This window comes from Flammeovirga kamogawensis (genome assembly GCF_018736065.1).
GTDB lineage: Bacteria > Bacteroidota > Bacteroidia > Cytophagales > Flammeovirgaceae > Flammeovirga > Flammeovirga kamogawensis.
Map to the genome: position 1 here is coordinate 891239 of NZ_CP076128.1, position 18228 is coordinate 909466.

Here is an 18228-nt window from a genome sequence, read left to right on the forward strand (position 1 = left end):
AATGCATCTGCATTTTTATCATGTTAAGAAACAAACTCCTCGTAATATTACTTACATTTCTATCTACATCTGCATCTTTCGGACAAGATAGTTTATGGTCTTATAGCCAGTGTGTAGAATTTGCTATTGAAAATAATCTTTATGTAAAATTACAAGATTATGAAGTTGGTGATAGAACTGAAGAATACAAACAAGCTAGATCACAAAGATATCCAAGTGTTTCAGGCTTTTACTCTCATAGTTTTAATAGAGGGTTGAATCCAGATCCAACTACCAATGTTTATTCTCAACAAAGTGTAAATACTGGTTCATTCGGTGCTCAAGTTGGTGTTCCTATTTTTAATGGAAGAAAAATTTCGAATACCATTAAACAAACAAGGAATAATATTGAAAGTGCTGAGTTTGGTAAAGAAAAAATTGAAAACGACATCATCATTCAAGTCACTGAAAATTATCTTGATGTTATCTATAAATTTGAAAACGTCGACATTTCAAAAAAGAGAGTAAAAACACTTCAAGAGCAAGTAGATAGAACAAAAAGATTAGTTGAAGCAGGATCATCTCCACTTTCAGAACTACTTGATTTAATGTCGCAATTTGCTGATACTGAAAGACAGCTAACCGAATCTGAAAACGCATATAATATTGCAGTTCTAACATTAAAGCAATCTATGCAATTAGATTTCTCTACAAGTTTTAGTGTTGACATTCCAGACTTTGCTGACCCAGATACAACAATGCAATTTACTCCTTCTGAAGTTGTATTTGATGAATCAAAATTGATTATGCCTGAGATAAAACAAGCAGAATTAAATATCACAGTTACTGAATTTCAAGAGAAAATTGCTAAAGGTGATTACTATCCATCATTAAATTTTAATGGTAATATTAATACTAGATATTCATCTAATTACGTAAATCCAATTGATCCAAACGATACTTCTTTAGGTACTCAATTTGAAAATTTCTTTAGTCAAGTAGCTACTATACAATTAAATATACCTATTTATAGTAGACGTAATGTGAAAACTGCTGTAAATAAAGCGAGGCTATCAACAAAGAAAAATGAGGTGCAGTTACAACAACAATTAAATGATTTAAGAAAGAAAATTGAACAATCATATATCAATGCACTTTCTTCTCAAAAAACATACATATCTAATAAAAAATCTGTTGAATCTTTACAAGAACAATTTAGATCTGTAAATAAAAGATTTGCTTCAGGTGCTGCATCAACTACTGATTATGTTGTTGCTGAGAACAATTTAAATATTGCAAAAGCTGAATTAAACAGATCAAAATACCAATTCATCTTTTCAAGAAAAATCCTTGATTTCTATTCAGGAAAGCAAATTATTTTAGAATAAAAAACTATACAATGAAGGCAATCTATTTATGTTTTACTATTATTTTATTTTTATCATTCAATTCCTTTGCTCAAGAAACCTCTCCTTTTGGTATTTGGAAGACGATAGATGATGAAACCAATGAAGCCAAAGCTTATGTTGAAATATATAAGGATGGTGAACAAATGAAAGGTAAAATTATTAAATTATTAGTTGATCCTGAAGATTCAATTTGTGATAAATGCCCTGATGATAAAAAAGACAAACCTATTATAGGAATGGAAATAATATGGGATATGGTTTCTAACGGTGATCAATGGTCTGATGGAAAAATTTTAAAACCTGAAAATGGTAAAACCTATACTGGTAAAATATGGGTTGAAGATGGGAAATTACAAGTACGTGGTTATATAGGGTTCATGTATAAAACTCAAACTTGGTTAAGAGTTGAATAAACATGATGTTCATTTAAAAGCTTATTTGATTAAAGAGAGGATTAGACTTATTTAATAGTTTAATCCTCTCTTTATATATAAAATATACAAATTATATGTCGATCTATTTTAGATGTTATTTATACTGATCGATAAAAATATTATTCATTTCATCTCTAAGCTTATCTTTTAAATAATGCTTTTGTGTTATTTCTACAGAAGAATGACAAAGTAATTTAGAAGTCATAATAAGTCCATATTTATCTAAAGAATTATATGCAAAAGTATGCCTTAGATTGTGCAAACTAATTGAATACAATTCTTCTTCTTTCTCAATTATTTTAGCATCGTTTCTTAGTAAAAAATCTGAAAAATATTTAGAAATTGAAGATGAATTTTTGGTATTAAAACCTAAAATATATTCATCATTCATCATTCCAAAACAATATTTTTCTAAAGCATCAAATAATTCTTTTGGAATAGGCAAAACTTCTTTTTCATTCTTTCCTTTCACCCAAATAGCTATTTTTTTCCTTCTCCAATCAATATCTTCAATTTTAAGGTTAATCATTGAACTGGCTCTGAGGCCCAAATCAACTCCCAAATGTAAAATCAAATCTATTTTCTCATTAGCATTCTTATATAATTTATTGAGAGTTTCTGAATCTATTCTGATTCTTTCAATTGTATTATTTGTTTCAAATTCATTCAAACTAAGTATTTTTTTGGCCTCAAAAATCCCTTTACTATCCTCACTTTTTTCAATAAAAAAATCAGCAAATCTTTTAATTGCTTTGAGATATAAATTTAATGTTGAAGTTTTTAAATGCGCCTTATTTCTTAAAAATTGATTTACTGAAATATCATTTATAATCTGTAAATCAGAATCTTTATAAATCCAATTAATATAATTATTGACAATATTTGATATGTATATCGGATAGCTTGTCGATCTCCTCAGTTTTGATTTTGACGCCAACCATAATTTAAAATTATCATCCCACTTGTTTGATAATAATGTATTCTCTGGTTTTAGTAGCACCTGATTAATATTATTTTCTGACATCCATCTTAAATAACCAGCTTTTCCTTCAATTGCTATCCTCCTACCATACATTCTTTTAAAAGCTTTTTGTGAAGTTGACAACTCTTCTTTCTCAACTAAATCACTTAAATACTCAGAATATTTATCAAAACTAATCTTTGAAAAACGCCCTTCTCTAAATCGAAGTAAATAATCGAGAAAATTTTTAAATACAGTAAGTGCTTTATAAGCAGTATTTATTTTTTCATCATTTATATCTGAAAGTAAATAGCTCTTATATTCTTTAATTATAGAATCAAGATACATCCCTTCTTTTATTTCTTTAGTAGGAACTGATTTTAAGGAATTTAATTGATATTTCATTAATCAAATGTTCAATTTAAATAAAATTAATATTTACTTATGCAAATATTAGAATAATATAAAAACACTAATACTCGGTTTAAATAATATATATTGATATAAATAATTACTATTGTAAGTTTACTTCAATATTTTAAATATACAAAATGAATTTATAATAGTATCCTAATAGGATGAAAAACTAAATTATACGAAACAATAAATTTTAAATGGAATAGATAGATTGTATTTTCAATGCTATTTGATTAAGATCAAACATAAATGATTTTTAACACAAAAAAATAGGGTAACAAAATAAATTGCTACCCTACTCTATATCTTAAAGAATTAAGTTACTTATAATGTCTCATAAGAATGCTCATCCATAAAGGCCGTTGTGAAATGACCTGATTTATAAACATCATTATCCATTAATCTTAAGTGGAAAGGAATTGTAGTTTTAATACCTTCAATTACAAACTCACCTAAAGCACGTTTCATTCTTTTAATTGCTTCTTCTCTTGTTTCAGCGGTAACAATCAATTTCGCAATCATTGAATCATAATTAGATGGAATTGTATACCCAGTATAAACATGAGTATCAACTCTTACACCTGGTCCGCCAGGTATATGTAATGTTGTGATTTTACCAGGACAAGGTCTAAAATCATTAGCAGGATCCTCCGCATTAATTCTACACTCGATAGAATGGAACATTGGAGAATAATTTTTTCCTGAGATTTTATCACCAGCAGCTACTTTAATTTGCTCTCTGATAAGATCAAAACCTGTTACTTGTTCAGTTACAGGATGTTCTACTTGGATACGAGTATTCATTTCCATGAAGTAGAAATCACCATATTTATCTAAAAGAAATTCAACAGTTCCAGCACCTTCGTATTTAATACGTTCAGCACCAGCAATTGCTGCCTTACCCATTTTTTCACGAATTTCTTCGTTTAAAGCTGGAGAAGGAACTTCTTCAGTTAATTTTTGATGACGACGTTGAATAGAACAGTCTCTTTCTGATAAGTGGCACGCTTTACCGTAGCTATCACCTATAATTTGAATTTCAACATGACGAGGTTCTACAACGAATTTTTCAAGGTACATACCGTCGTTACCGAAAGCAGCTGCAGATTCTTGACGAGCAGAATCCCAAGCTTTTTGGAATTCAGAAGGCTCATTAATAATACGCATACCACGTCCGCCACCACCAGCAGTCGCTTTGATAATTACAGGATATCCAATTTTTTCTGCGATTTGCTTACCTTCTTCAACAGAAGCTAATAAACCTTCAGAACCTGGAATAGTAGGCACACCTGCTTCTTTCATTGTTGCTTTAGCTGTAGCTTTATCGCCCATGCGATTAATCATATCAGCAGAAGCACCAATAAATTTGATGTTATTTTCAGCACAAATTGCTGAGAACTGAGCATTTTCTGATAAGAAACCATAACCGGGATGGATTGCATCACAATTAGTAATTTCTGCAGCAGCTAAAATGTTCGGTATGTTTAAATACGAATCAGTACTACTTGCAGGTCCGATACAAACAGCTTCATCAGCAAATCGAACATGCAAAGAATCTTTATCAGCAGTAGAGTAAACAGCTACAGTCTTAATCCCCATCTCATTACAAGTACGGATAACACGAAGAGCAATTTCGCCTCTATTTGCTATTAATATTTTATTGAACACGATAGTCCCAATTTTTAGTGATAAAATTGTTAAAAAGCTGTCTTATATGTAAGAATATAAGACTAAGCTGGATCTACCAAGTACAATGGCTGATCGTATTCAACTGGTGACATATTGTCAACAAGGATCTTAACGATTTTACCTGATACTTCAGATTCAATTTCGTTGAATAATTTCATTGCTTCGATGATACAAACAACGTCTCCTTTTTTCACTGAATCTCCTACGTTTACGAACATATCAGAATCAGGGTTTGGAGCAGTATAGAATGTACCAATCATTGGCGACTTGATCTCAATGTAGTTTGAAGTGTCTGCCGCTGGTGCTTCTACTGCAGGTGTTGCTGCTTCTACTGCTGGTGCAGATGAAGGAAGTTCAGCTGCAGGTGCTGCTGCTAAAGGAGCAACAGGTTGTGCTGCTAAAACTGGTGCTGCTACAGGTGTAGCTGCTATAGCCTCTGCATTACGTTTAACGTGAAGTTTGATTTCTGCAGTTTCTACATTTACTTCTTGCAAACCTGAGTTTGCAATAAAGCTAATCAGATCTTTTACCTCTGGTGCTTTCATAATGTGATAGTGTGTGATATTGAATGTACAACTAAATATAAGTTGCTTTTTCAACCTTTTGTTGATTAAATACTATTATTTTTTGACACGTTCTACATAAGAACGGTCTTGTGTATTCACTTTGATTACATCTCCTGTATCGCAGAATAATGGGACATAGATAATTGCTCCAGTTTCTAACGTTGCAGGTTTTAATGTATTCGTTGCAGTATCGCCTTTAATACCAGGCTCAGAATAAGTAATTTCTAATTCAACAAACTGAGAAAGTTCGCATCCTATTACTTCTTCTTCTTCTGCATGGAATAAGATATCAACATTCATTCCATCTTGTAACAAATCATTGTTTGGCACTTGATCTTCTGGTAATGCTACCTCTTCCCAAGTAGATGTATCCATGAAATGGAAACCCATATCATCTTTATATGAATATTGATGTTGTCTTCTTTCAATACGAGCTGTAGTGACTTTATGACCTGCAGAGAAAGTATTATCAATTACTTTTCCTGTACGCACACTCTTTAATTTTGTACGAACAAAAGCAGGACCTTTACCTGGTTTTACATGCTGGAATTCAACAATTTGAAAAATATCATTGTTGTAAACCAAGCATAAACCGTTTTTAAAATCAGCTGTAGATGCCATATATATCTTTAATTATTATTCTAAATCAATCTAAAATTAGTCGGATTTTCAAATCTAACCACAAAAATACAAATATTTAATTAGTATGCCCACTTTACATAAGCTGCACCCCAAGTAAATCCGCCTCCAAAGGCTGCTAATACTAAATTATCACCCTTTTTTAACTTATTTTCATAATCCATTAAACATAAAGGTATAGTTGCAGCGGTAGTATTTCCATATTTATGGATGTTCATCATCACTTTTTCCTCTCCTACACCCATTCTGTTTGCTGTAGCGTCAATAATTCTCTTATTAGCTTGATGAGGTACTAAATAAGCAATATCATCACCTTTAAGATTATTACGCTCCATAATTTCTGCAGATACATCTGCCATAGAAACAACTGCGTATTTAAACACATGCATTCCTGCTTGGTAGATATAGTGCATTTTATTATCAATTGACTCGTGCGTTGCTGGCATTCTACTACCTCCACCTTTCATATAAAGGTAATCTTCACCAACACCATCACTTTTCAATACAAAATCTCTAATTCCTTCTTCAGCTTCTGTAGGTTCTAATAATACAGCACCTGCACCATCACCGAATAAAACACAAGTTGTACGATCAGTATAGTCTACAATACTAGACATCTTATCTGCACCTACAACAATTACTTTTTTATATTTTCCAGTTTCTATAAACTGTGAGCCTGTACTTAATGCATACAAAAAGCCAGAACAAGCTGCACCTAAATCAAAACTAAAAGAATTATCTGCTCCAACTCCCTTAGCAATAATATTTGATGTTGCAGGGAAAAACATATCTGGAGTTACTGTAGCACAAATAATAAGATCAATATCTAATGGATCTGTATTTGTCTTTTCTAAAAGCTGTTGTACAGCCTTAATACCCATATAAGAAGAACCTAAACCTTCTCCTTTTAAGATATGCCTTTCAGAAATACCCGTCCTTTCTAAGATCCACTGGTCATTAGTATCAACCATTGTTTCTAATTCCTTATTTGTAAGGATATAATCCGGAACGTATCCTCCAACTCCCTTTATTGCCGCTTTTATTGCCATAGTTCTATTGGTATTTCTTTGTAATTTTTTGATTTTGCCTTAATCAAAATTCTATTTCAAAAGGCAAAGATAAACAACTCTTGCAATTTCCATATAAAGTATAAAAAAAAGCCAATTCCTTTTTAGGAATTGGCTTGATTTTGAGCAGTTTAAAACTACTCAGCAGTTTCGTCTACATCTACAGAGTTATCGATAACCACTTGGCCACGATAATACATTTTACCATCTGCCCAGAATGCACGGTGTCTTACGTGTGCTTCACCAGTAGATTGGCAAAAAGAGATTGTAGGTTTATCCATCTTAAGGTGCGTTCTACGCTTACCTCTACTTGCTTTCGAAATTCTCGATTTAGGATGTGCCATCTTTAATTCTTAATATATATCACTTGAGTTTTTTCAAAATATCCCAACGAGGATCAGAAGGTTTTTCTTCTTCATTCTCGTCTTGATCATCCACCTCTTCCTCGATTTCATCATCTTCTAAAGTTGAATAGAATACATCTTCTAATTCATCTTCATCAGGGTGCAAACGTTTAGTTGGCAATGATACTGCTATTAAATCATATAAGATTTGTGCAAAATCTAAATTTGATTCATTGAAAGGGATTTTAAATAAATCATCTTCCAACATTTCAAAATGGTCAGAAAATTTAAAGAATACCTTTTGCTCTGCAGCTAAAGTATCTTCATACTCTCTTAGACTTCTATCACTTAATAGCTTAATTTTTGCATCTAATAAAATGTCTACATCAATAGACGTTTCACTTTTTGCAAGGTGCAATATCGCCTTTCCTGAGATATTTTCCATCAATTCAGATTCAAATATTTCTAAAAGTTTCGACGTTAACTCCAATTCGAACTGATGCTTGCCATTTTTCAGACCACCAATTCCTATACTATATGCTTTTTTCTTATTCACCTTATCTGTGATTTGGCTTGCAAAATTACTAAATCAAATCTGCATAAGAAAGAAAAATTCATTATTTCGTCCGCAATTATACAAATTTAATTTAAAAGACTCTTAATTTTGTATGTACATACGTTCAAAATCAATAAAAAGATACCATTTATGAGACTTTTTTATCATCCTAATATAGATCCTAACAGTCAAGAAGTTGTTTTACAAGCTGAAGACTCCAAACATATTGTCCGAGTTCTTAGAATGAAGCAAGGTGATGAGCTTCAGTTAATGGATGGTAAAGGTTTTCGATATACTTGTAACATTAAAGACGCTAACCAAAAAAAATGTCTTGTAACTATAAATAATGTAGAGGAATTACCTCAAGTTGCTGCAAATGTACATATAGGTATTGCTCCTACTAAGAACATGGACAGAATTGAGTTTTTCTTAGAAAAAGCGATAGAGATTGGTGTTGCATCAATTACTTTCTTCTATTCTACACATTCTGAAAGAAAAAACTTAAAGTTAGAAAGGTTAGAGCGTATAGCAGTAAGTGCTATGAAACAGTCTAGAAAATATTGGCTACCTCAATTATCACTTGCTAAAAATTTAGATGAGGTATTTTCATCATCTATAAAAAATAAATATATCGCTTACGTTCCTACTTCAGCAACTGAAAACTTATTTCAGAAATTAACCGCTAATGAAGATACATTAGTATTGGTTGGACCTGAAGGTGGTTTTAGTGAAGAAGAAGCTGAAAAAGCCAAAGAAAATGGTTTTAACTGGGTTAGTTTAGGAACAGAAAGATTAAGAACTGAGACAGCGGGAATTGTAGCTGTGCAAATGATGAATATGTCTTATTTGAAATAATTAAAAATTTATCATTAAATTAGATTAGGTCTAATTTTAAGACTTTTGATATTCTAATAAACCGTACCATGAAGAAAATCTTATTTGTTCTTTTTATATCATTCTTATCACTCAATGTTTTTGCTCAAAATCAAAGAGGTTATTCTCTTAAAATTGCAAAAGTAAAATATAGTGGTGGTGGCGATTGGTATGCTAACAAAACAGCATTACCCAATTTAGCAGATTATTGTAATGATTATTTAGGTACTAGTATAGATGTAGATGATGAAATTGTTGAAATTGGAAGTCCTGAGCTTTTCAATTATGCATATGTATATTTAACTGGTCATGGTAATGTAGTTTTTTCTGATAGTGATGCCGAAAACTTACGAAATTACCTTTCTGGTGGTGGCTTTCTTCATATTGATGACAATTATGGGCTTGATAAATTTATTCGCCTTGAAATGAAAAAGGTATTCCCAGAGTTAGACTTTGTTGAAATACCTTTTGATCACCCTATCTATCATCAAGTATTTGATTTCCCAAATGGGCTTCCAAAAATTCATGAACATGATGGTAAACCAGCCCAAGGATTTGGATTAGTATATGATGGTAGACTAATCTGCTTTTATAGTTTTGAATCTGACCTTGGCAATGGATGGGAAGATCCTAGTATTCATAGAGACCCTGAAGAAGTAAGAAGTAAGGCTCTCCAAATGGGAACTAACATTATTTCTTTCGCATTAACTGACTTTTAATCTATTTTTCTTGTTTGATGATGACTTTCCTATTTGATTTGCACTGTTTTTAGAAAAATAGAGGAATTATGACGTTGCAAGATAGAATTGATGCTTTCGTAGCATTAGGTGATAAACTAAGAACTTTAGATGAAGAAACTGCATCAATGCTTTCAAGAAGAGCAAATGATGGAAACGGTTGGTTCGATAATAATACTGTAAGTAATGCTATAACTGGCATTTCTAAAATGTTAGAACGTGATGTTCTTAATGAATGGGTTGTTAAATACCCTTCTGATAATATGGCTACTCCAAAAAGAGTGCTTATTGTTATGGCTGGAAACATACCTGCAGTAGGATTTCATGATGCATTATGCACTTTAATTACTGGTAATATATTAATGGCCAAGTTAAGTTCATCAGATACTTTTTTGATGACTATTCTTTTTACTTGGTTAAAAGAAATTGAACCAAGGTTTAATGACAAAATAGTTATTCTTGATGCACCTATTAAAGAAATAGATAAAGTTATAGCTACTGGTTCTGACAATAGCTCTCGTTATTTTGTAAAGTATTTCAATAAATACCCTAATATCATTCGTCAAAACAGGTCATCTGTTGCAGTTATACGTGGTGATGAGAGTAAAGAAACACTTGCAAAATTAGCTAATGACATCTTCCTATATTACGGTTTAGGCTGTAGGAATATTTCAAAAATATATACTCCTAAAGATTATGACCATACTTTATTGATGGCTGCTTTGGAAGATGCTGCAAAAGAAACGATCATCAATCATAAATATGCAAACAATTACGATTACAATAAGTCTATTTATTTAATCAATAAAATTGAGCATTTAGATAATGGCGGACTGATTTTAACAGAGTCTGCAGAGATGGTATCTCCTATTTCTGTCCTTTATTATGAAACCTATGAAAATGGGCAAGATCTAAAAGTTAAGATTGATCAAAATAAAGATAAAATACAGTGTATTGTTACAGATGGAAGATGGTTAGCAGATTCTGAAGATTTTGGTTTAGCACAATTTCCTGCTGTAGACACTTATGCTGATGATGTTGACACAATGGAATTCCTATCTCCTATTTTAGCATAAAATGAAGATTGTTTTAGCTTCAGTTTTAAAACCTGTTAATGATAGCAGAGTATATGAAAAAATTGGACTATCACTTTCAAAAATTATAAATAGTGAGATTCATATTTTAGGAACTTCAACATTTAAAAATACGGTTCCTGTTAAAAATATTACATTTCACCCTTATAATAAAATGGATAAAAAGCCTACTCGAATAACTACGAGTAGGCTTTTTCTATCATTAATAAATGAGATTAAACCAGACATTCTCATTGTACATACAATTGAACTCTTACCTGCCTTACTATATTATAAATTTTATAATAGAAAGGTGAAAATTGTATACGATATGCTTGAAAATTACCCTTTCAATTTTCGGTATCAACAATTTAGATCACCACTAAAATCTAAAATCCTTTCTACTTTAAGTAATCTGATTGAAAAAGTATCATATCCCTTTTTATCATATATTTTTTTAGCAGAAAAGACTTATTTAAAAGAAAAAAAACTTCCTCTTTCAAAGAGTGTAATTTTAGAAAACAAGTATAGTCCAATTCATCATTTTACAAAAAAAAAGAAAGAGGAATTTAATACAATATCTTTTGTTTTTTGCGGGAGTCTAACAAAAATATTCGGCGTAGTAGAAGTTATAAAATGGTTTTCTGGTTTAAGTAGTTGCAATTCTATATTAAATTATAAACTTACCATAATTGGTAAAGCATATGAAAGTGATGTCATTCAAGCTTTAGATAAGTTTGCTCAAAACAATAAACTTGTACAGTGTATTGGGGTGAAAGAATTTGTTCCGCATGAAGATATTATTAGAGAAATGTTCTCGTGTGATTTTGTATTATTACCCTACCCCGAAAACCAATGCACCACAAATTGCATTCCTACAAAGTTGTATGAATGCCTTGCTTTAGGAGTCCCTATGATTACACAAGAAAATTTATTATGGAAAAAAGTATGTAAAGAATCTAATGGGAGTTTGTTTATTGACTTTAAACAACCTATTGAGATTAAGTCATTTGAGCAAAAAATTAAATCTTTTACGCCTTATCCAAATGGTATAGATCAAAAAGCATTTTGGTATAGTGAAGAAAAAAAATTGTTGAATATCATTGAAACCTTATAAATTGCACATCACTTTAAATTATTACGACCTATATAATCCAGTATGTTTAGTAATTCAGAAGAAAATTATTTAAAAACGATATATCATCTATCTGGTGCTACAGATCCGGTTAGTACAAATGCAATTGCAGATGCACTTCATACAAAACCTGCCTCTGTTACTGATATGATTAAAAAACTTAATACAAAAGAAGTTATTAATTATCAGAAATATAAAGGAACAACGTTAACTGAGAAGGGCAAAAAGGCTGCTTTACGCATAATTAGAAAACATAGATTATGGGAAGTATTTTTACTTGAAAAGTTAGAGTTTAACTGGGATGAAGTACATGAAGTTGCTGAACAATTAGAACATATACAATCACAAAGAATGATTGAACGTTTGGACCATTTTCTTGGTTACCCGAAGCATGACCCACATGGTGATCCGATCCCTGATGAAAACGGTAATTTTAGTACTTTAGAAGCTACCAAGTTAAGTGAACTAAATATTAATGAAAAAGGTACCGTTGTAGCTGTAAAAGATGAAAGCAGTAGTTTATTGCAATATTTAGACAAAGTAGGGATCGGTATTGGCTCAGAAATTCAAGTTCTTGATAAAATTGAATTCGATAAATCTTTGGAAATAAAGATAAATGCTAGGGAAAAGAAAATAATTTCAGCTTTAGTGTCTCAAAATATTTTAATAAAGCTGTAATTGAAATATGAAGTGTTCTCCTGTAGAATTACTTTTTATATTTTAAATGATATAATCCTTATCTCTACATCAATTTTAGAAAAAAAATCAATCATAAATAGCACAAAAATATAAACAGAATGAGTTTAGAAAAAATTGACTTACCTCTACTAAAAGTTATTAGTGAAACTGCTGGTGCACCAGGTTTTGAAAAAAAAGTCAGACATTTATTAATTGACACTTTAAAGGATGTTGTTGATGAATTCTATGTCGACAACATGGGTAATTTAATAACAATCAAAAAATCTAATACATCTGATGCAAAAAAGTTTATGCTTGCTGCGCACATGGATGAAATTGGATTTATGGTAAAACATATTGATGACAACGGATATATTAGATTTCAGACGTTAGGTGGATTCGACCCTAAAACTCTTACATCATTACGTGTAAAGGTGCATGGAAAAAAAGATTTGCTTGGTGTTATGGGATGCAAACCTATACACTCAATGTCTGCTGCAGAGAGAAGTAAAGTTGTGACTAATGAAGAATACTTTATTGACTGTGGGTTATCTAAAGAAGAAGTTGAAAAACATGTAAAAATAGGTGATTCAATTACTAGATGGCAAGAGCTTGACTTGGTTGGTGATTTGATTAATGGCAAATCACTTGATGATAGAGTGTGTGTCTACGCTTTAGTAGAAATCATGAAAACACTTAAAGATAAAGATATCCCTGTTGATGTTTACGGTGTTTTTACCGTTCAAGAAGAAGTAGGTTTAAGAGGTGCACAAGTTGCTGCTCATGGTGTATCTCCTGATTATGGAATTGCACTTGATGTAACTGTCGCAAACGATATCCCTGGTCTAGCACCGCAAGATTATGTTACTTCTATGGGTAAAGGTGCTTCTGTTAAACATTTTGATGGCGGCACTATTTGTGATAGAAGAATGGTTGCCCATTTAGAGAGTGTTGCTGAAAGAAATGAAATTACTTCTCAGCCAGAAGTCCTTCCTTTTGGTGGAACAGACACTGCTAACATTCAGAGAATGCCAAAAAACGGTTCTATTGCAGGAGCTATTAGTATTCCTATGCGTTATTTACATCAGACTACTGAAATGGCTCACCCGGTTGATGTAGTTGCAATGATAGATTTAGTTGTAAATTCAATTCTTGAAGTTGAAAAAGGAGACTGGAGTTATTAATTTTCAATAAAAATAAGAGGATTATTTATCCTAATTGTCATTTTTAAAAGGTCGACTTTAATTATACAATTACTTAAATAATCCTCTTTTTATAAATTATCCCACCCAAAACTTGTTGTAAAAATAAAGTCCAGATTCTTACCTGGCTCTGCTGGTTGATTATCATAATCCATACTATACCCTAATTTTATATAAAAATTAAATGGCAGGTTGTATTTTAAACTCGCATCAACATCTTCTCTCCAACGTTTTGAAAAATTTAGACTTTTATATGTTATCAATGACACATCTAATTCTAAATTTCCTAAATCAAAAATATCTAAATCAACTTCCCAAAAAGTCTCCATAGACTCTTGTCTATCGTTGATGTTCATAAATTTTTCATTCAAGTAGTTTATACCCAAAGAAACACCCAAATTCAATTTATTTGTATGAATAAAGAACTTTCCTACACCTGTTTGTAAAGTATATCTAAGATCTATGGATTGTTCGGTATTGGTTAAGAAATCATTATTTACAAGTGCATAATAGTTTTTATCAAACAAATAAATAAAATTCAATGAAGCTTCATTTCTTTGAATATCAGCAGCACTATCTTGTTTAGAAAATAAATTATTGACTTTTAAATCAGACTCATAATATTGATTGATGTATTTCAGGCTAGTGGAAGATGATAATTGTTGCAGGTTATTGGCCTTTGTGTAGCTATAACCTAAATCAAAACTCCCATACACCTTTTTAGTAAAGCTCCGTCCCTGTTCATGCATAAAAACTAGATCATCATAACTAATTACTTTCTCAATAAATGAACCATATACTAGAACACTATCTTCAGTGTAATCTTTCAATTTCCCAAAATAATGCCTTCCCTCTTTACTTGTCACTAAAAAGTAAGTACTAGAATTTATTTTATCAACTTGCTTCCATTTTGCCTGAAAATCGGAATCACTATAATCTGTTTCGATAGTAAATAAACCTCTTGAAAAAGATTTTATTTCTCCAATAATTACATTACCGTTATCGAAAGTTAAGGTATCTAAATTCGATTGCGCATAGTTAAGTTGCGTACTCAATAAGAATAGTAATAATGAATAAAGAAAATATGGTAAATTATTTTTTTGCATAAGAGACATTACTTTCAATGATCTCTTTATTTTACGAAGTGGGTAAATTGCATTTTTACAAAAAACGGTTCTTAATAGATAAAAAACGTTTTATACTTAAGTGTTTTTTATTCATAAATCCTTTTAATCAGAGTAATAAATAGTCGCTCAACTTTAAAGCAGTTCTGGGAGAACTCATATTATTAGACTTACTAAATTAAGTTTTTCTATACGAATTATAGATTTCTACAACCTCCAATATTACCTTCTTCCTGTTCGTAAACGCGAATAGACTTATCTGTTAAAGATGGAAGAGACAAAGTATATTCAATATATCTCCTTCCGGTTGACCTTTCGTACCTAATTAGCTCTTTTTTCTTTACTTTATTTTTATAATTAATTGCAGCTTTAGAGTATAGTCTACAATTCTGATCAGCTATACGAACATATTCATAAAACAATTCATTATCACTATAAACAACATCAATAGTATTATCGTCATTGGGTAAGATGACATCAAGAGGTATTACTTTATCTACCACACCCACAAAAATAGAATCGTTAGTCCACAGCCTTTCACCTTTTTTATTTGTGTGATCAAACTGATGTTCATAAACAGCCACTATAACAAGCTCTTTTGTATCAAGCTTTAATTTATATTGAACATTCTTGATAAAGTCGCCTAGGTCACTTTCTTCTGTAGTTGAAAAATAAATAAATTTACTATTATCATCTTTCTTTAATTCTTGAGTATCTTCTGTAGTTATACATGACGAAAAAGAAATTAATAGTATAAACAGTAATTGCAAATGGATTTTCATATCGAAATAGGTTTTTAATTATATTTAAAAGCTATAATGATATGCGAAGTAAGTAGTTACAGTAAGTTCAAAAATTGATATGAGATAAAAAAAACAGAAACATACACTATAAAGTCTATGTTTCTGCTCATAATAACAAAGTGAGTTATTTTAACAATTCAACAATTTCATCTGCCGATAATAATTGCTGCTCACCTGTCAACATATTTTTTAATGAATATTTACCTTGAGCAATTTCATCTTCCCAAGCTAAAACTACATATGCAATACCTTTCTTATTAGCAAAATTCATTTGCTTTTTCATTTTGGCAGTATCAGGATATAATTCTGCACTTACCCCAGCCGTTCTTAATTTTTGCAATAAAGGTAATGAATAATCACGTCCAGCTTCATCAAAATTAGTCAACATAACTTTAGTCGTTTCCATAGCAGATTTTGGATATAAATCCAATTCTTCCAATACATCGTAAATACGATCTACTCCAAAAGAGAAACCAACACCTGACATGCCTTCTAATCCAAATACACCAGTTAAGTTATCGTAACGTCCACCGCCACTGATACTCCCCATATTTGCATTATTTACTTTCACTTCAAAAATTGCCCCTGTGTAATAAGATAGCCCTCTAGCAAGAGTAACATCAAATTCGACTTTATCAGTTGCAACTCCCATCTTAGAAGTAAATGCAAAAACTTCTTCTAATTCAGAAAGTCCTTTCAAGCCAACTTCAGAAGTAGCTAGCATATTTTTCATTGCAGCAATTCTATCTTCTGTAGAACCGGAAATTGAAAATATTGGAGATAACTTTTCAACAGCTTCTTGAGAGAAACCTCTTTGTTGAGTAAGTTCTTCATTTACCTTTTCAACTCCAATTTTATCTAATTTATCAATGGCAACGCACAATTCAGACTCCTTACCATTTTCGCCAATAGCCTCAGCAATACCTGTAAGTACCTTTCTATTATTTAATTTAATAGTGTGATCTGTAATCTTTAAATCAGTAAGAGCTTCTCCCATCATTGCAAGGATTTCTGCCTCACAAAGTAAAGAGTCAGTTCCAACAACATCTGCATCACATTGATAAAACTCTCTGTAACGTCCTCTTTGTGGTCTATCTGCTCTCCAAACAGGTTGAACTTGATATCTCTTAAATGGAAAACTTAAAGTCCCTTGGTTCATTACAACATATCTTGCAAAAGGTACAGTTAAATCATAACGTAAACCCTTTTCAGAAATTTTTGGAAGCATATGCTTTGCTCCTTCCTCTAAGTCCTTTGCGGTTACTTTTTTAAGGTAATCACCAGAGTTTACAACTTTAAATAACAACTGATCTCCTTCATCACCATACTTTCCTGTAAGTACAGATAGATTCTCCATTGTAGGAGTTTCTAGATTCTGAAAACCGTATTTTTTATAAACAGATTTAATTGTATCAAGAATATATGTTCTTTTTGCCATTTGTTCCGGTCCGAAATCTCGGGTACCTTTTGGAACACTAGGTTTTTGCTTTGCCATCTTTAGATATTTTTTTGAGGGGCAAAAATAATAAAAAATAAGAAGTATTTGATACCTATTCTAAAATAGTATTTCAAAACATTTCTTATTCGTTACAAAGGAAACTTATTTAATGGTAGAATTTATGGATTAACGCATTCTTTGGCGTTTAATTAAATAAGGTAGAATTATCTGATCAATATCTTTTTTACTATCTACTTCAACATAATCAATTTTATACTGACCACATTTTACATTCAAGTCGTGGTATAAGTCCTGAATTGTTTTTTCATATTGATCTTTTACCTGAGAAGGTCTAAGTTTTTCTTTCTGTCCTGTTTCAACATCAACAAATACAAAAGGACGCTCAGGGAAATCTAATTGCAATTCTGTACTATGATCTGCAACATGAAATAATAACACCTCATGATTATTATGTTTAAGGTGTTGTAAAGCAGCAAACATTTCATCTCTATTACCCATCTGCCCCATCATATCGCTAAAGATGATAACAAGTGAGCGTTTATGGATAGTTTCCGCTACTTGATGTAATACTTTAGCGATATGTGTCTCTCCTTGCGGTGGAGCTTTTTCCAACATTTGTTGCAACTTCACAAAAATTTGATGCAAATGAGTTCTCGTTGATTTCACTTGTGTCATTTCTTCTAAATCATCAGAAAAAGTACACAAACCAACTGCATCTCTTTGTTTTTGGAGCATGTAAGCAATTGATGCTGCAGCCATTGTACTAAAAGCCATCTTATCGTATGTCTTATCAGGATAATACATAGATAAAGAGCGATCTAGAACAATCATTGCTCTTAAATTTGTCTCTTCTTCATAACGCTTTGTAAATAACTTATCTGTTCTAGCATATACCTTCCAATCAATATGTCGAGTACTTTCACCAGGGTTATATAAATTATGTTCAGCGAATTCTACAGAAAAGCCATGATATGGAGATTTATGCAAACCCGTAATAAAACCCTCTACCATTTGCTTGGCGAGTAATTCTATATTTCCATATTGGCGTATTGTATCAAAAGAGATTTCTTGCATCATTGTCTT

19 protein-coding genes are annotated in these 18228 nt (G+C 31.3%); 8 read left to right on the forward strand and 11 right to left on the reverse strand.

Annotated elements, in window-relative coordinates; all coding sequences use genetic code 11:
* The first annotated feature begins 20 nt into the window (after positions 1–20).
* Together KM029_RS03505 and KM029_RS03510 are read left to right on the forward strand one after the other, a co-directional pair.
* Positions 21–1367, forward strand: coding sequence for a TolC family protein (locus tag KM029_RS03505; RefSeq protein ID WP_144075397.1), 1347 nt, complete (start codon positions 21–23; stop codon positions 1365–1367).
* Positions 1368–1378: 11 nt separating this feature from the next.
* Positions 1379–1801, forward strand: coding sequence for a DUF2147 domain-containing protein (locus KM029_RS03510; protein WP_144075398.1), 423 nt, complete (start codon positions 1379–1381; stop codon positions 1799–1801).
* Positions 1802–1916: 115 nt separating this feature from the next.
* Here KM029_RS03510 and KM029_RS03515 read toward each other — a convergent pair whose 3' ends face one another.
* From KM029_RS03515 to KM029_RS03545, 7 genes are all read right to left on the reverse strand, one after another.
* Entirely contained in the window at positions 1917–3188 is a 1272-nt protein-coding gene (locus KM029_RS03515; protein ID WP_144075399.1) for a tyrosine-type recombinase/integrase, read from the reverse strand.
* A 336-nt stretch (positions 3189–3524) separates the two neighbouring features.
* The gene (gene accC, locus KM029_RS03520) at positions 3525–4868 is read right to left on the reverse strand and encodes an acetyl-CoA carboxylase biotin carboxylase subunit (protein WP_144075400.1); all 1344 of its coding nucleotides are present in this window, start codon (positions 4866–4868) and stop codon (positions 3525–3527) included.
* A gap of 62 nt (positions 4869–4930) precedes the next feature.
* Positions 4931–5434, reverse strand: coding sequence for an acetyl-CoA carboxylase biotin carboxyl carrier protein (accB, locus tag KM029_RS03525; RefSeq protein WP_144075401.1), 504 nt, complete (start codon positions 5432–5434; stop codon positions 4931–4933).
* A gap of 75 nt (positions 5435–5509) precedes the next feature.
* On the reverse strand, positions 5510–6076 hold the full coding sequence (efp, locus tag KM029_RS03530) for an elongation factor P (protein WP_144075402.1): 567 nt from the start codon (positions 6074–6076) through the stop codon (positions 5510–5512).
* Positions 6077–6156: 80 nt separating this feature from the next.
* Entirely contained in the window at positions 6157–7143 is a 987-nt protein-coding gene (locus KM029_RS03535; RefSeq protein WP_144075403.1) for a beta-ketoacyl-ACP synthase III, read from the reverse strand.
* 155 nt (positions 7144–7298) lie between these two features.
* A complete protein-coding gene (rpmF, locus tag KM029_RS03540; RefSeq protein WP_126613075.1) occupies positions 7299–7505 on the reverse strand; it encodes a 50S ribosomal protein L32 in 207 nt (68 codons plus the stop codon).
* 19 nt (positions 7506–7524) lie between these two features.
* Positions 7525–8061: a YceD family protein gene (locus KM029_RS03545; protein ID WP_144075404.1), complete on the reverse strand. Its 537-nt coding sequence runs from the start codon at positions 8059–8061 to the stop codon at positions 7525–7527.
* A gap of 150 nt (positions 8062–8211) precedes the next feature.
* Between KM029_RS03545 and KM029_RS03550 the strand changes: the two genes are divergently transcribed.
* The 6 genes from KM029_RS03550 (at position 8212) to KM029_RS03575 (ending at position 13741) form a co-directional block, all read left to right on the forward strand.
* Positions 8212–8916 (forward strand): 16S rRNA (uracil(1498)-N(3))-methyltransferase, encoded by a 705-nt coding sequence (locus tag KM029_RS03550; RefSeq protein ID WP_144075405.1) that lies wholly within the window; start codon positions 8212–8214, stop codon positions 8914–8916.
* A gap of 68 nt (positions 8917–8984) precedes the next feature.
* Positions 8985–9653 carry a DUF4159 domain-containing protein gene (locus KM029_RS03555; protein ID WP_144075406.1) on the forward strand — a complete coding sequence of 223 codons (669 nt, stop codon included), beginning with the start codon at positions 8985–8987 and terminating at the stop codon, positions 9651–9653.
* A 68-nt stretch (positions 9654–9721) separates the two neighbouring features.
* Complete coding sequence (locus tag KM029_RS03560) at positions 9722–10747, forward strand: acyl-CoA reductase (RefSeq protein ID WP_144075407.1); 1026 nt, start codon at positions 9722–9724, stop codon at positions 10745–10747.
* A gap of 172 nt (positions 10748–10919) precedes the next feature.
* Positions 10920–11861 carry a glycosyltransferase gene (locus KM029_RS03565; protein ID WP_158631145.1) on the forward strand — a complete coding sequence of 314 codons (942 nt, stop codon included), beginning with the start codon at positions 10920–10922 and terminating at the stop codon, positions 11859–11861.
* 42 nt (positions 11862–11903) lie between these two features.
* Complete coding sequence (locus KM029_RS03570; RefSeq protein WP_144075409.1) at positions 11904–12557, forward strand: metal-dependent transcriptional regulator; 654 nt, start codon at positions 11904–11906, stop codon at positions 12555–12557.
* A gap of 119 nt (positions 12558–12676) precedes the next feature.
* A complete protein-coding gene (locus KM029_RS03575; RefSeq protein ID WP_144075410.1) occupies positions 12677–13741 on the forward strand; it encodes a M42 family metallopeptidase in 1065 nt (354 codons plus the stop codon).
* Between the two features lie 89 nt (positions 13742–13830).
* Here the strand turns inward: KM029_RS03575 and KM029_RS03580 are convergent, their stop codons facing one another.
* The 4 genes from KM029_RS03580 to KM029_RS03595 form a co-directional block, all read right to left on the reverse strand.
* On the reverse strand, positions 13831–14865 hold the full coding sequence (locus KM029_RS03580; RefSeq protein ID WP_158631146.1) for a DUF481 domain-containing protein: 1035 nt from the start codon (positions 14863–14865) through the stop codon (positions 13831–13833).
* Positions 14866–15080: 215 nt separating this feature from the next.
* Complete coding sequence (locus KM029_RS03585; protein WP_144075412.1) at positions 15081–15665, reverse strand: hypothetical protein; 585 nt, start codon at positions 15663–15665, stop codon at positions 15081–15083.
* A gap of 145 nt (positions 15666–15810) precedes the next feature.
* A complete protein-coding gene (gene hisS, locus KM029_RS03590; RefSeq protein WP_144075413.1) occupies positions 15811–17181 on the reverse strand; it encodes a histidine--tRNA ligase in 1371 nt (456 codons plus the stop codon).
* 129 nt (positions 17182–17310) lie between these two features.
* On the reverse strand, positions 17311–18222 hold the full coding sequence (locus tag KM029_RS03595) for a DUF58 domain-containing protein (RefSeq protein ID WP_144075414.1): 912 nt from the start codon (positions 18220–18222) through the stop codon (positions 17311–17313).
* Between the last annotated feature and the right edge of the window lie 6 nt (positions 18223–18228).

Coding starts and splice junctions, on each gene's coding strand:
- KM029_RS03505 (WP_144075397.1), top strand. CDS start 21: ATGTTAAGAAACAAACTCCTCGTAATATTACTTACATTTCTATCTACA.
- KM029_RS03510 (WP_144075398.1), top strand. CDS start 1,379: ATGAAGGCAATCTATTTATGTTTTACTATTATTTTATTTTTATCATTC.
- KM029_RS03515 (WP_144075399.1), bottom strand. CDS start 3,188: ATGAAATATCAATTAAATTCCTTAAAATCAGTTCCTACTAAAGAAATA.
- accB (WP_144075401.1), bottom strand. CDS start 5,434: ATGAAAGCACCAGAGGTAAAAGATCTGATTAGCTTTATTGCAAACTCA.
- efp (WP_144075402.1), bottom strand. CDS start 6,076: ATGGCATCTACAGCTGATTTTAAAAACGGTTTATGCTTGGTTTACAAC.
- KM029_RS03535 (WP_144075403.1), bottom strand. CDS start 7,143: ATGGCAATAAAAGCGGCAATAAAGGGAGTTGGAGGATACGTTCCGGAT.
- rpmF (WP_126613075.1), bottom strand. CDS start 7,505: ATGGCACATCCTAAATCGAGAATTTCGAAAGCAAGTAGAGGTAAGCGT.
- KM029_RS03550 (WP_144075405.1), top strand. CDS start 8,212: ATGAGACTTTTTTATCATCCTAATATAGATCCTAACAGTCAAGAAGTT.
- KM029_RS03555 (WP_144075406.1), top strand. CDS start 8,985: ATGAAGAAAATCTTATTTGTTCTTTTTATATCATTCTTATCACTCAAT.
- KM029_RS03560 (WP_144075407.1), top strand. CDS start 9,722: ATGACGTTGCAAGATAGAATTGATGCTTTCGTAGCATTAGGTGATAAA.
- KM029_RS03565 (WP_158631145.1), top strand. CDS start 10,920: ATGGATAAAAAGCCTACTCGAATAACTACGAGTAGGCTTTTTCTATCA.
- KM029_RS03570 (WP_144075409.1), top strand. CDS start 11,904: ATGTTTAGTAATTCAGAAGAAAATTATTTAAAAACGATATATCATCTA.
- KM029_RS03575 (WP_144075410.1), top strand. CDS start 12,677: ATGAGTTTAGAAAAAATTGACTTACCTCTACTAAAAGTTATTAGTGAA.
- KM029_RS03580 (WP_158631146.1), bottom strand. CDS start 14,865: ATGCAAAAAAATAATTTACCATATTTTCTTTATTCATTATTACTATTC.
- KM029_RS03585 (WP_144075412.1), bottom strand. CDS start 15,665: ATGAAAATCCATTTGCAATTACTGTTTATACTATTAATTTCTTTTTCG.
- hisS (WP_144075413.1), bottom strand. CDS start 17,181: ATGGCAAAGCAAAAACCTAGTGTTCCAAAAGGTACCCGAGATTTCGGA.
- KM029_RS03595 (WP_144075414.1), bottom strand. CDS start 18,222: ATGATGCAAGAAATCTCTTTTGATACAATACGCCAATATGGAAATATA.